Source organism: Streptomyces sp. NPDC058864 (assembly GCF_042742985.1).
Classification (GTDB): Bacteria; Actinomycetota; Actinomycetes; order Streptomycetales; family Streptomycetaceae; genus Actinacidiphila.
On the sequence record NZ_JBHYMQ010000120.1, the window covers coordinates 1 to 13,639 of the forward strand.

General features: G+C 69.2%; 7 protein-coding genes. 3 read left to right on the forward strand and 4 right to left on the reverse strand.

Annotation, left to right across the window (positions count from 1 at the left end):
• Nucleotides 1-37: 37 nt before the first annotated feature.
• The 4 genes from ACFW3D_RS40750 to ACFW3D_RS40765 form a co-directional block, all read right to left on the reverse strand.
• Complete coding sequence (locus tag ACFW3D_RS40750; protein WP_500513452.1) at nucleotides 38-2,401, reverse strand: M4 family metallopeptidase; 2,364 nt, start codon at nucleotides 2,399-2,401, stop codon at nucleotides 38-40.
• 451 nt (nucleotides 2,402-2,852) lie between these two features.
• Complete coding sequence (locus tag ACFW3D_RS40755) at nucleotides 2,853-3,230, reverse strand: cupin domain-containing protein (protein ID WP_500513454.1); 378 nt, start codon at nucleotides 3,228-3,230, stop codon at nucleotides 2,853-2,855.
• Between the two features lie 21 nt (nucleotides 3,231-3,251).
• Complete coding sequence (locus ACFW3D_RS40760) at nucleotides 3,252-3,812, reverse strand: GNAT family N-acetyltransferase (protein WP_500513456.1); 561 nt, start codon at nucleotides 3,810-3,812, stop codon at nucleotides 3,252-3,254.
• A 135-nt stretch (nucleotides 3,813-3,947) separates the two neighbouring features.
• Nucleotides 3,948-4,544, reverse strand: coding sequence for an MBL fold metallo-hydrolase (locus ACFW3D_RS40765; RefSeq protein ID WP_500513458.1), 597 nt, complete (start codon nucleotides 4,542-4,544; stop codon nucleotides 3,948-3,950).
• 1,042 nt (nucleotides 4,545-5,586) lie between these two features.
• On the opposite strand from ACFW3D_RS40765, the gene ACFW3D_RS40770 reads away from it, so the two are divergent.
• From ACFW3D_RS40770 to ACFW3D_RS40780, 3 genes are all read left to right on the forward strand, one after another.
• The gene (locus ACFW3D_RS40770; RefSeq protein WP_500513460.1) at nucleotides 5,587-6,276 is read left to right on the forward strand and encodes a hypothetical protein; all 690 of its coding nucleotides are present in this window, start codon (nucleotides 5,587-5,589) and stop codon (nucleotides 6,274-6,276) included.
• Nucleotides 6,273-9,656 carry a P-loop NTPase gene (locus tag ACFW3D_RS40775; RefSeq protein ID WP_500513462.1) on the forward strand — a complete coding sequence of 1,128 codons (3,384 nt, stop codon included), beginning with the start codon at nucleotides 6,273-6,275 and terminating at the stop codon, nucleotides 9,654-9,656. The genes ACFW3D_RS40770 and ACFW3D_RS40775 overlap by 4 nt, the downstream gene beginning before the upstream one ends.
• 917 nt (nucleotides 9,657-10,573) lie before the next feature.
• On the forward strand, nucleotides 10,574-13,600 hold the full coding sequence (locus ACFW3D_RS40780) for a glycosyl hydrolase (RefSeq protein ID WP_500513464.1): 3,027 nt from the start codon (nucleotides 10,574-10,576) through the stop codon (nucleotides 13,598-13,600).
• Nucleotides 13,601-13,639 lie beyond the last annotated feature (39 nt).

Here is a 13,639-nt window from a genome sequence, read left to right on the forward strand (position 1 = left end):
GTGCCCGATCGGCACCGGCCGCGCCGGGGGTGGCAGGTCAGAAGGTCAGGCTCCAGCGGTCGAGGTAGCCGGGGTCGACGGTGAAGATGCCGGGGGTGTTGTCCGTGACCCGAAGCTTCCACGTGCCGTTGGCCGGGACCGCCGAGGCGTCCACGGTGTACGTGGCGTGCACCGCGCCCTCACCGGTGTCCCAGTACCAGGGCTTCACCGGGATCTCCGTCCCGTTCTCGCCGACCAGGGTGACGATCTGCCCGCCGACCCACGGGTGGACGAGGTCGATGGTCACCTTGAGGTCGCTGGGCGCGTTGCCCTTGCGGCCGGTGACGATCAGCGGGGACTCGATCGTCTTCCAGTTGGGGATGTCGTAGCGGGCGGGGTTGACGAAGAAGCGTCCGCCGGAGGCCAGGACGGGCCAGTCGAACCGCACCGTGCGCTTGGCCTTGTGCTGGGCGGTGTTCTCGACGGTGACGGCCGTCTTGTAGGTGCCCGCCTTCTTCGGCGTGCCGCTGATCAGGCCGGTGCGCGCGTTGATGGACAGGCCCTTGGGCAGCCCGTGCGCGGAGTAGGCCAGTCGCCCGGGACGGGAGCCCACCGCCTCGATCTGACGGCTCATCGGCTGACCGACGGCCACGGGACGGGTGGAGGGGGCCACGATGGCGACGTGGTTGACGTAGCGGGCGCCGACGTTGACCGCGGCCCACGCGTTGCCGACGGCCTCGTAGGTGTCGCTGCCCTGCCCGAACAGGTCGGCGGCCGCCTGGAGGGTGGCGGTGCGGGCACCGGCGTAGTCGGTGCTGCTGGTCATGTACGTGGTCAGGGCCCGGTACCAGACCGCGCTCGCGTTGCCGATGCCGATCGGGGCGACCGGCAGACCGTCGTAGGTGGGGCTGTCGTAGGCCACGCCGTTGATCGTCTTCTTCCCGCTGCCCTCGGAGAGCAGGTAGAAGAAGTGGTTCGCCACGCCGGAGCTGAAGTGCGGGTCGAGCTTCCTGGTCTCGGGCGTCCAGTAGTCCTGCGAGGTGCCCTTGGCGGAGGCGTCCTTGGAGGGCTGGTCCATGTAGCGCAGCGGCTTGCCGGTGCCGCGGACGTCGGCGAGCTCGCCGATCGTGTAGTCGGGCACGTCGGCGGGGTTGTCCGCGAAGAACTCGACGGCCGTGCCCATGATGTCGCTGGTCGCCTCGTTGAGGCCGCCGGACTCCCCGGTGTAGGTGAGGTTGGCGGTGGCGAAGGTGACGCCGTGGGTCATCTCGTGCGCGGAGATGTCGAGTTCGGTGAGCGGGTGGGTGTTCTCGCGCCCGTCGCCGTACGTCATGCAGAAGCAGCCGTCGTCCCAGAAGGCGTTGGCGTAGTTGTCGCCGTAGTGGACGCGGGAGAAGGCTCCGACGCCGTTGTCGGCGATGCCGTTGCGGCCGAAGCGCTCCTTGTAGAAGTCCCAGGTCTCACGCTGGCCGTACGCGGCGTCCACGGCGGCGGTCTGGCGGTCGGCGACCGTGCCGTCGCCCCACACGTCGTCGTCGTCGTCGGTGACCAGGTTGCCGATGCCGCCGACGCCGGTCAGGTCGTACGTCTTGTGCCCGCCGCGCTCCGCGTCGGTCAGCTCGTAGACACCGCCGTTGTTCACGGTGCCGATCTGCACCTGCCCGCTGTACTGGCTGTTGCCGGTGCCGGAGCGGATCTCCTCGACGCTCTGGAGTTCCTTGCCGGTCGCGGCGTCGGTGACGACGTTCACCCGGCTCGGGGTCCCGTCCTCCTGGGTGCCGGTGACGTACGACTGCCAGGCGAGGGCCGGCTTGCCGTCGCCGAGGAAGACGACCAGGCGGGGGGCGCCGTCGGCGGCCGGCGCCTTGGTCCGCCCGCTCTTGGCCGCGGCGAGCGCGGACTTCTCGGCCTTCGCGGCGCTGATCGCGGCCTTCGTGCTGGGCACCGCGACCGGCGCGGAGGACGCCTTGCTGACGGTGCGGCCGCCCGCCCGCTCATGGACCACCAGGTCGCCGCCGATGACGGGGAGTCCGGCGTAGGTGCGCTCGTAGCGCGTGTGCACCGTGCCGTCGGCGTCCTTGATGACGTCCTTGGGTATCAGCGCCTCCTTGCCACCCAGCCGGAGGGCCCGGGCGGTGCCGGCGCGTCCGTCGGACGCAGCCTTGAGCAACTGCTTGCGCTGTGCGGCGGAAAGGGCGACGGAGCGCGCCCCGGGGCGGGACTCCGCCACGATCTTGCGCGGCGCCGTCCCCTCCCCGTCGGAAGCGGCTACGGCGCCGGTGGCCGGAAGGAGGGGGGTCAGCAGTGCGGCCAGGGTGACTGCGGCGGTCGCCGCGATCCGGCCGCGTGCGCCGTGCGCACGTCGGTTGGGAGAGGGATTCGGCGGTGAACTGGCACCCGTGACAGCGGGATGGTTCGTCACTCGTGGAGCTCCTTGTGCCCGGCCGATCGAACGGCCGCTGGGGACGGGAACATTGGAGGCCCGTCGGGCCTCCGCGAGGTGACGTGCGAGTGATGCTCGCGCGACGTCGTGGATCGTTTCAGCATGTTCGTCCCCTGTCACCACTGCGGAGATCATTGTCCGAAAGTCGGTCGGCGCCTCACCGTGGGAGCGGTCCCACGCTTCGCCGACCACGTGCGGATTTACCGTGCCGCAACAGTGAAGTGACGAGGCGGACCGAAAAGTTTCAGCCACGGTGGCGGACACGCCATCCCGCCCGGAAGATGCGGATCTGAGGGTCTTCTCCCTGATCAGTGCGGGGGCGCCGAGGCCGCCACCGACGTCGTGCGGCTCAACTCGACGGCGGTGGCGAAAATTTCGAGCCAGTGCCCGCGGGGCGCGGCGGCCCGGAATGGCAGGTGCGCGGGGGCGACTACGCGTCCTCGGCGGCCGGGACCGCGTACCCCGCCACGGACGGCCAGCGGACGGTCAGCACCGTCGAGTCCTCCTCCGCCACCCACGAGTGGTCCACGCCCTTGCCCCACACGACGTAGTCCCCCTGACGGGCCAGCACCACGGACCGCCCGGGGAACTCGACCCGGAACCGCCCGCTGACGAGGACCTGCAGCGCCGTCCGCTCCTCGCCGCGCACCCACTCCCCGCGCTCGTCCCCCGCCGGGTGGACGCCCCACTTGATCTCCACGGCGTCACTGTGCCGGGGGTCGCCCGCCTCCTTGAAGTGCCCCAGCAGCCAGCCCCGGTCGAGCGGCGCGTCCTGACCGGCATTGCCCACGTACACGCTGTCGTCCATGGCCCGGACGCTAACACCGCGTCACCCGGCGTCGCGGGGGTCGCCGAGCGCCATCTCCGCCGTCACGGCCCACCGTTCGTGGCCCCGCCAGGCGCCGTCCAGGTACTGGAAGCGCGGGGAGTACCCTTCGCGCTCGAAGCCCAGCCGCTCCACCAGCCTGATCGACGCGACGTTCGCGGGCTGGATGTTGGCCTCCAGCCGGTGCAGACCGAGGTCGTCGAAGGCGTAGGCCATCACCAGCCGCAGCCCCTCCGTCATGTAGCCGCGGCCCGCGGTCGCCGCGTACACGACGTAGCCCAGCGCACCACTCTGAATGGTGCCCCTGACGATGTCGTTGATGTTGACCCCGCCGACGATGGCGCCCGTCTCATGGAGGCAGATCACGAAGCCCTCGTGCGTGGGGTGGTCGAAGCGCTCCACGTAGGCGGCGAAGGACTCGGGGGTGTGCTCCCACCGGGGGACCCAGGGCGCGTGCAGTGCGGCGCTGGCCCGGGCGAGCGCGCCGATCTCTTCGTGGTCCCGGACGGTGATCCGCCGGATGGCCACCCGGGGACCGTGGGCGAGGAAGGTGTCGTCAGCCATCGCGCGATCGTAGTGCGCGCCGCACCCGCGGTACCGCCTCCCGACGGGCGGAGTTCACCCGTGGGCCATCCGCGCGTCGGCCCCTACGGGAAGCGCGGGCAACGGAACGGCCCGCGTCGGGTCGCCCGTTCGCGGTCAGAGCGATTCGCCCGGCCGGAGGTACCGGTAGCCGTGGCCGGTCCGGTCCGCGAGCCAGGCGTTGACGCTGCCGAGGCCGCGTTCGTTGATCTGGCCGTCGTGGATCCCGAACGCCCGGTGCGGTGCCACGGCGTTGACGAAGTCGATCGCCTCGGTCGTCTTCAGCCAGGAGGCCTGGAGCGGCACCAACAGCGTCTCGACCGGCTGCGCCGGCACGTGCAGCGCGTCACCGGGGTGGTAGAGGACGTCGTCGACGACGTAGCCGAGGTTCACGCAGTCGGGCCGGCCGGCGTGGACGGGAGCGTGGCGGCCGCCCACCGCGCGCACACGGAAGCCGGCGGCGGTGAACTCCGAACCGGCCGTGACCCGGGACGTCTTCAGCCGCGGGATGTCCGCCCCCACGGGGGCGTGCACCGGCACGCCGAGCCCGGCCAGGCGCAGGACGTCGACGTGGTCGGTGTGCTCGTGCGTGACCAGCACGGCGTCCGCCCCGGTCAGCGCGGCCGGCTCGCTCCACGTCCCGGGATCGATGACGAGCACGCGCCCCTCGTGCTCGACGCGCACGCAGGCGTGGGTGTACTTCGTGATCCGCATGGCCAGAACGTAGCGCGAGCCCGCACGGCCTTGCAGTTCGTCGCACAGCACCACATCCAAGCGCCCACAGCAAAGGCACAATGGGGACTCTCGCCGTTCCCTTCACGTTGGACGCCGCCGGATCCGCGCGCGTCCTGACTTCCGTGGACGACCACGTCCTGATCCACGTCGTCGAAGAGATCGAGGAGTGCCGGGACATGGATCATCTCTGCGATCTCGACTCGTCCTGGAACGCGCTGCACCCGGGCATCACGAACGGCGATCCGGCTGCCGACGACAGCGGCTTCCCGATGTCGCACGTCGTCCTCAGCGGGTGCCGCTCCATGAGAGTGGCTACCACATCGTCTGCCGCGTCACCGCGGAGCAGGTTCCCGAGGTCGCGGCGGCCACCTCGACCCCAGCGACCTGACCGGCCCGGCAGGACCGGGCGAGTTCTGCCCCTAGGCACCCGTACCCTCGACGCCGACGACCTTCAGCTCGCCGTGCGAGCGCAGCCACAACAGGAGCCCGCGATACCGGTCGGAACCGGCGGGGAACGGCGTGGGTGTCCACGCCGCCAACTGCCAAAAGCTCCTCGGTCACGCTGGGCCGTCCTTCCGTGCCATGTGTGAGGGATGGCACGGGCCAGTCAGGCGGCGGGACGAGACTGTGCAGGGACTGGCCGTGCTCCTCTGAAGTCACGGAAGCCGGACCGCCCCGCGCATGACAGACACCGCCGCCCACCCGGCCGGCGATCCAACCGCAGGACAGCCGCAACATCGATCGGTCGCCGGGTCTGGCCACTCTTGAGATGCCGCCCACATCCTGACAGTCAATCGACGACATGCATCAACCAACGATCAGATGATCCGCAAAGAACTGCCCAGCGCCTCTCGCCTCTCCGCGAGGAGCGCATGCAGCGAGCACGTACACCTCGCCGCTCCCAAGGGCGTCGCTTGGATTTCAACACATCCCTAAACAAGTCCCTGTCCACCCTCTAGGATGCTCATCCGATGAGCGCAACGGGGGCTTGATGGCAGCGCAATCGTCTTCTGAGAACAGCATGGCCGATGAGCGCGAACGGGTGCTGGACGCCGTGTTGGGGCCAGCCAGCGAGGCGTACTACGCTGAGCGCGTCCGTTCGGGCAGCGGAGCGCGGGCAAGGGCGCAGGCAGCCCAATCAAGCGTCACGTTGTTCGCGGGCGGCATCGTCGCGGCGCTGACTTTCACCCAGCTCGCTGACCGGCCGCTGAGTACCCAGTTGGCCGGTGTTGGGGCGGTGGCCTTGTGGTTGTCCGCCGCTGTCCTCTATCTGCGTGCAGTGGCGCAGCCGGTCGGAGCCCTGGCCGGGCCGAGCCATGCGCGCGATCGTCTGGACCTGCTCAACGCTGTGCTGAAACGGGCTGACGACGAAGCAGCTCAGGTTGATAAGCGGCAGAAGCACGCGAATAGGGTAGTTACAGGGGCCTTGGCCGTCAGCGTGCTCACGGTCGGGCTCGCGGCCCTCGGAGGTCCTAAAGAAGAAAAAACCTCCGGCTCGGTTGTGATCTCGCCCGCGTACGCGAAGAGTCTCCGCAATTTGTGCACCATGAAGAACGAGCGGATCACCGGCCAAATTGACAAGAACTCGCTCGGCGCGCCCTTCGTGAGCATCACGGTCGCTTCCAAGCAATGCGGCGGCGCGACGGACACGGAAACCGAACTGGTGATACCCAAGTCAGCCATCCAAGCGATTGCCATGGAAGGGGAATGACCACCAACATGGGCGCGGTCTTCCATCTCTTGTGCTTCACGCCGCTTGTCCAACGCGAATCCGCGCTCGAGACTGTGCGATCGGTCCACGCCAAGGGTGATCGAATAGATGGCATCCTTGTGCTGGGCTCCAGCGCCGACGAGCCACGAAGCGTCGAACGCTCCGAAACTGACGACTTCCTCGATACGGTGGTGTTGGAGTGCCTGGAGGCCACAGACCGGTTGCCTTCGGTGACGACCGTGCCGGGGCGGCATGACGTCCGCCAGCTGCAACCCGGTCACGGGATGCTCACAAAGGCGCTCACGCGTTACTGGGGCGATACCGAGCGAGGGTTGTGGCGGGGCGACGAGCAAGACATTGTTGAGGCAGTCCGTGATATATCCTTCGCCGACTTCATGGCGTGGTCCGAAAATCACGCGAACTTCCCTCAATGGCGACGGGGCGTCCTACCAGGCGAGGGATCCGTAAGACTCGAGGGGAGCACGGGCACTCTCGGGATCGTTGCCGTGAACACCGTCTTCCGCATGACGGTACCCGGCGGCACCGACGAACTGGCCACCTGCACCTTGGGACAAATGGACAGCGCGGTCGGCGGAGAGTACCTCCAGTGGGCCGACGCGAACGATCTCACTCTCATGATTGCGGGACACTCCGCCGTCGTCCCAGCGTCACTCACACCTGTGCTGCCCAAGACCGTGTTGCTCGCCCCCGACGGGGAGTCCACCCGGTCCGGTTCGGCCGCCCGGTGGCTTGTCGCTCCACACGGTACGACGCGCCAGCACAGGCTTCTTCGGGTGGAGATCACGGCTACCGGGGTGCCGAAGGTCCGTGACCTTGCGGCACAACCTGCTGAGCAGTCGGTCCCCCTGCCGAGCGCCAGACGCGGCGGGAATCGCGGCAGGATTGCCAGCCAGACCACACCGGAGGCTTACGACGAGCAGACCACGGTGGAGGATTTCTACAAGCAGATCGGCACTGGCCGAATGATCCTGGTAGCTGTCTCGGGCGTCCACAGTGAGAGCAGCCTTAGCGACACCGACAAGCTCACCTGGCGGCTGACACAGGCAGTGTACGGCGTGGTGCCCGACCCAGCACCCACCACTTCCGAGATCTGGAACACCGCTGTCAGCGAACTGGGCTCCCGAAAGATTGGTGAGTACGTCGCCGAACTGCGCGGTGCCGACCAGCAGTCCACAACGGCCGCACGCCGTATCCTGCAAGCCCCTTGGTGGCGCATCTACGACTTCACTGCGACCGACATCTTCTCGTCGCTCCTCGAAATCGACCCGCGGACCGCGGAGACCAACACGTTCGTCAACGCGCTGGTGCGAAAGCCTGCGGCCGGCAACGCCACAGTCGAGGCGGTGGCCATGCACGGCAACCCCAGCGGTCCCGAAGCCCTTGACTTCAGCATTCCCGCGGATGATGACCTCTCGCCACGCGCTCTATGGTTTCGCAAGCTGAAAGCGGAACTACTGACTCATCCCACGGTCTTCATGGCCGCCTCCCCCAGCAGTCGGTCGCTCTGGAACGCGCTTGCCCTGACTCAACCGCAGAACGAGGCGGAGCGCTTTCCCCGGTTTGTCATCACAGGACCGGGGACTGTCGCGGACCGCGCCCGGATACGACAGGCTGGCCTGACACACATTCAGGCTCCCCCGCACGAGTTCGCCGTGCAGCAACTACGCCCGGGTCTGGAGATACTCCAACAGGGCAAGAGACGGCTGGCCGACATTCGGGTCGGCGCACGACGGGGCTCCGGAATCAAACTCGTCTCCTCCCTGGTGGACAACGCACCAACGGGCAGTGTGGAGTTCCTGAAGGGTCAGGACCCGACGTGGGGTGACGTCAAGGACGGCTTGGCCGTGAAGCTCTCGATCACCGACCGGATCCGTGCCAGTGCGCGACCCGCAGAGGACGGAAGGCACAGGATCGTACTGGTGGAGGGCCGGGCCGGCTCCGGCAAAACCACAGCCATCATGCAGTACGCATACGAGCTCCATCAGGCAGGGCGAACGGTGGCATGGATCGACCGCGAGGCAACCGATCCGCTCCCGAATTTGAAGGCCCAAGCCCTCAACATGTCGGCGGACGCGATCTTCGTGGACGATGTCGACATCTTCGGAAGCCTGGGCGCCTCACTGCTCAGAGAGCTCAGTAACGGTGGCAAGGTGCTGGTTGTCGCGGCGATCCGTACGACCCGTTCCGACGAACTGGACGTCACCTTCCAGTCCCGGCGGGTTTCGGCGGACGAGCCGTTGAAGGACGAGGACCTGGGGCATATCGTCGACGTGCTGCACGCGCACGGCCTGCCGGGGATACTCAAGCGGCAGAAACTTCGGCCCGAGAAGATCGACAAACTGCGGGAGCTGTGTGACCGGAGTCTGCTCGTGGCCATGATCCAGGTGGTCACGGGTAAGCGCTTCGAGGAAAAGATCGCCAGTGAATACCACGAACTGGACCCCGAACAGGTCTCGGTCTACGCAACCGTATGCGTCTTCGAATCCGCCATCGTCTTCAAGAAGCGTGGCATCGAACAGGAGGATCTGCTTCAAATAGTCTCCGGGCGCGGCGCCCCCAAACCATCACTGAACCGGGCAATCAACCGACTCGTGGACAGACGCTTCCTCACTCTTGCCCTGGACGGAACCGTGCGGTGCCGACAGCGCACCATCGCCGACACCGTGGTCGAGACGGTCCTCAAGAAGAACCCGACCCAACTGGCCGGCGTCATCGAGTACCTGCTGAGGTTCTACGCGCAATACGCGGCCGACATCCGCGACAACGACGACCCCTACCGCAGGATCCTGATCCGGCTGCTCAACCACTCTCTCATGGTGTTGCTCCGACTCAAGCCCACACAGGTGCGGGACATCTACAGCACCGTGCACGAACTGTTGCAGGACAACTTCCACTACTGGTTGCAACGCGGCGAGTACGAGCTCGAACGGGGCGATCTCGGCATAGCCGAGAACCATCTTGAAACCGCCCAGGGATGCGAAGGGGGAGCGACCGATCATTTCGTCCTCACCGCGTGGAGTGCAATACGATTGCGCCGGTCAACCGAGAGCCCTGCCGACGGCAGCCTGCGCGAGCGTGCGTTTGAGGCCATAGGCGTGCTGGAGGGTGTCGCGCGGCGCCACGGCGGCGCCTCTCCACACTCCTTCTCGGTGATCGCACGACGAGGGACCGAGTGGGTGGAGGCGTGCGAGGTGTCCCTGTCCACGGGCCAGGTCGACGACACCCTCCGCCGGATCCTCGCGGTCGTCGAGGCTGGCCGACGGTTCTGCAAGGACAACCATGAATTCATGCGAATCGCCGATGAGTTCGAACCGAAGGTGAACCGTCTGTTGGAGCGCAACAAGGGCATTCCGTTGTAGCGCTCGGCAGGGACGCCCCCGACCACCATCAGCCGCTCGCTTCATTCCGGCAGGCAGAGCGCGTGCCGTCTGCCTAAGGTCGCCGCCCCTTCCGTCTCTGAACGGCCGAGTCCGTGCGCTCGGCCGTTCACGGCTTTGTCACGCCACCGGCCGATGCCTGGTAGCTACGAACGCAATCGACTCGGCAGCCGCAGCGGGCTGCCTCGGCCTTCGACCGCGAAGCCTACAAGCGGTGCAGCACCGTCGAGCGCTGCAGCAACGAGCGCAAAGCGATGGTGGGGCCTGGCCAGCCGCTACGACAAGACGACCACGATCCACCTCGCCGGATCAGACCGCCTCAACCAGGCGCCGGGCAACGTTGCGCGCGCCGGACGCGCGGACTGCGGCGACGGACCGGGCCCGGTCCGCCACTTGCGGCGAGAGGGCGACGTGCAGGGATTCCGCGTCGCTCGCTCCCGTCCTGCGCCGTTCCGGCGGCGCGCGAGGAGCGATTTTCACCCCGTATGGGGGCCTTGCGGCAAGGCCCCCCGTGCGCTATACGGTGGAAATGCGGGAAACGGCCGTCGGGCGCCCCGGATTCCGGCGAAGCCGGCCGCGTGGCGGATCGCGCCGCCCTTCCGGACGACCCCGGACGCGTTCCGGTGAAATCCCTCCCTGAAACGTTCTCATCTTTTGGCGCCCACGCGCCGCGACGCTCTGGCGCAGGCCCCCGCCAGCCCCACCCCGTGATGCCGCGAACACCCTCCCCACCACGCCGGTTGAGGTTCACCCCCGCCGGGACCTTGCCCTCACCCGGGGCCTCGCTGTAGCCTCCGCGGAGATTGAAACGGTTCAATACATCAGCGTGTTGCATCTCGGTACTGATCACTCCGGGATGAAAGGCACCTCCACCTCTCACTCCCGGGAGCCACGGAACCATGCACGACGACAGCAACCGCCCGGAGCGCGGCGGCGTTTCCCGCCGCAGCCTCCTCATCGCCACCGCCGTCGCGGGCACCGCGGCCGCCCTGGCCCCCGCACTGCCCGCTGCCGCCGCCGAGGCGCGGACCGGAACCGGCGCGGCGGGCGCGGGCGGTGCGGCCGGCGCCTTCGCCGAGCCGGGCGCCGCGGTGCGGCCCAAGTTCCGCTGGTGGTGGCCGGACGGACTGGTGGACCCCGACGAGATCAGGCGCGAGGTCGACCAGATCGCCGACGCCGGTTTCGGCGGCGCCGAGATCGCGGCCGTCCACCACAGCGTGAAGGACACCTCCGTCCTGGACACCGAGCACCACGGCTGGGGCAGCCCCGCCTGGGTGGCCGGCGTCCACGCGGCCCTGGACCAGGCCCGCCGACGGGGTGTCACCATCGACCTCACGATCGGCCCCAGCTGGCCCGCCGCCGTCCCCGGGATCACTCCCGACAGCGAGACCGCGGTGCAGGAACTCGCCCTCGGTGCCGTCACCGTGGCCGCCGGCACGGCCTACTCGGGCCCCGTGCCGCCGCCCGCCGCGGCGCCCGCCTCCGGGGTGACCCGGCAGCGGCTGCTGGGCGTGCTGGCCACCCGGATCGCCCCCGAGAACGCCACCCGCAAGGAGACCGGCCTGGACCGGGCGAGCGTCCGGGACCTCACCGCTCGGGTCGTCGACGGCGCCGTGGACTGGACCGCGCCCGCCGAGGGCGACTGGGTGCTGACCGCCTTCTGGCAGCGCGGCACCGGCCAGACCCCCGAGGGCGGCCCGCACACCTCGCCCACCGCGTACGTGGTGGACCACTTCAGCGCGGCCGGCACCGCCGCGGTCACCGGCTTCTGGGAGCGGAACCTGCTCACCAAGGAGATCCGGGGCCTCCTCAAGAGCGCCGGCGGCGTCCTGTTCGAGGACTCCCTGGAGATCGAGACCAAGGCGCTGCCCTGGACCCCCGGGCTGCCCGCCGCCTTCGAGGAGCGCAACGGCTACCCGCTGCTGCCCGTCCTGCCCGTGATCGCGATGAGCGGCGGCAACCAGGTCTACGCCTACGACGCGGTCGCGACCCGCCAGATACGGCACGACTTCTGGGACACCGTCAGCGACCTGTACAACACCCACCACCTCACGGCGCTCCGCGACTGGGCGCACGCGCTGGGCCTGGGGATGCGCGCCCAGCCGTACGGGCTGCAGACCGACGCGATCGAGTCCGCCGCGCTGCTGGACATCCCCGAGGGCGAGTCGCTGGGCTTCAAGAACCTCGACGACTACCGCTGCCTGGCCGGCGGCCGGGACATGGCGGGCCACACGGTGCTGTCCTGCGAGTCCGGCGCCTACACCGGCTCCGCGTACAGCACCACGTGGGAGAAGTTCCTGCGGACCATGGGCGGTGCGTACGCGGCGGGCGTCAACCAGACCGTCGTGCACGGCTTCTCGTACGCCACGCTGCCCGGGGTGAAGTGGCCCGGCTACGCGGCCTTCACCCCGTACAACGGCACCGTCGGCTACGGCGAGTCCTGGGGGCCGCGGCACCCGACCTGGCGGCACGTCGGCGACGTGTCCGGGTACCTGTCCCGGGTGCACCACGCGATGCAGCGGGGCACCTCGCGCATCGACGTCGCCGTCTTCCGGCAGACCGGGTACACCGCGACGGGGATCGGCGCCTCCTGGTTCACCTCGACGGGCGTACCGCTCGGCTGGACCCACCAGTTCGTCAGCGGCCCGCTGCTGGACCTGCCGTCCGCGAAGGTCCGTGACGGACGGCTGGCCCCCGACGGCCCGGCCTACCGCGCGCTGTTCGTCGAGGGCGACTTCTTCTCCGGCTCCGCGGTCACCCTCACCCTCCCGGACGCGCGCCACCTGCTGCGCCTGACCCGGGCGGGCCTGCCGATCGTCCTGCTCGGCGACTGGACGACGGTCACGACGCCCGGCGTGGCGGACGACTCTGCCCTGCCGCAGCTCCGCTCCCTCGTCGCCGAACTGCTCGCGCAGCCACGGGTCCGGCAGGTCACCGACAAGACGGCGGTGGGTCAGGCCCTCGCCGACCTCGGCCTGGTGCCCGACGTGAGTTACGCCGTCCCCTCGACGCTGCTGACGATGCACCGCTTCGACGAGGGCGTCGACTGGTTCTACCTCGTCAACGGCAAGCACGCCGAGACCGTGAAGCCCCCCGTCGCGGCGATCGACCACGCCGTCACGGTGCGCCGCACCCGCTCGGGCGCGGTGCCCCACCTGCTGGACCCGTGGACGGGTGAGGCCCGGCCGCTGGCGCTGTACGCGCAGGACGGCGACCTGTTCACCTTCCGGGTCGCCCTGCAGCCGTCCGAGTCGATGGTCGTGGCCTTCGCGCCGCCGGGACGGTTCCACGGCAGGCCCGGCCGCGTCCACGCCGTCACCACGGACGCGGACGACGTGCGCTTCGACGACGGGCGGCTCGTCCTGCGTGCCCGCGCGGCCGGCACCTACACCACAGCGCTGTCACGCGGGGGTTCGGTCGGCACCGTGGTCGAGGAGGTGCCCGCGCCGCGCGAGCTCACCTCGTGGACCCTGGACGCCGAGGACTGGCGTCCCGGCGCGGACCCAGACCGCACCACGGTCGTACGCCACCGGGTCGCCCTCGACGCCCTAGCGCCGTGGAACGCCGTCCCCGACCTCAAGGACGCGGCGGGCATCGGCCGCTACCGCACCACGGTCGAACTCGACGGGTCCTGGAGCGGCGGGTTCGGCGCGGTGCTCGAACTCGGCGAGGTGACCGACACCTTCCGGGTCAGTGTCAACGGGCGGCCGGCACCGGTCACCAGCCACATCAACCCCGTGGTGGACCTCGGCGGGCTGCTCCGCCGCGGCAGCAACACCATCGAGGTCGAGGTGGCGACGCCGCTGATCAACCGGCTGCGCGTCAGCGACCCCTCCGTGTACGGCGGTGCCGCCTCGCAGCGCACGGGGCTCGTCGGGCCGGTCCGGCTGGTCCCCTACGGCGAGGCCGTGGTGGGCCGGGACTGACGGTCCCGCCGCGCGGGGTCCACCGCCGCACCACCGGCG

What these genes read in the sequence shown, in the direction of transcription:
- ACFW3D_RS40780 (WP_500513464.1), top strand. Translation starts at nt 10,574, where the DNA reads ATGCACGACGACAGCAACCGCCCGGAGCGCGGCGGCGTTTCCCGCCGC.
- ACFW3D_RS40775 (WP_500513462.1), top strand. Translation starts at nt 6,273, where the DNA reads ATGACCACCAACATGGGCGCGGTCTTCCATCTCTTGTGCTTCACGCCG.
- ACFW3D_RS40765 (WP_500513458.1), bottom strand. Translation starts at nt 4,544, where the DNA reads ATGCGGATCACGAAGTACACCCACGCCTGCGTGCGCGTCGAGCACGAG.
- ACFW3D_RS40755 (WP_500513454.1), bottom strand. Translation starts at nt 3,230, where the DNA reads ATGGACGACAGCGTGTACGTGGGCAATGCCGGTCAGGACGCGCCGCTC.
- ACFW3D_RS40770 (WP_500513460.1), top strand. Translation starts at nt 5,587, where the DNA reads ATGGCCGATGAGCGCGAACGGGTGCTGGACGCCGTGTTGGGGCCAGCC.
- ACFW3D_RS40760 (WP_500513456.1), bottom strand. Translation starts at nt 3,812, where the DNA reads ATGGCTGACGACACCTTCCTCGCCCACGGTCCCCGGGTGGCCATCCGG.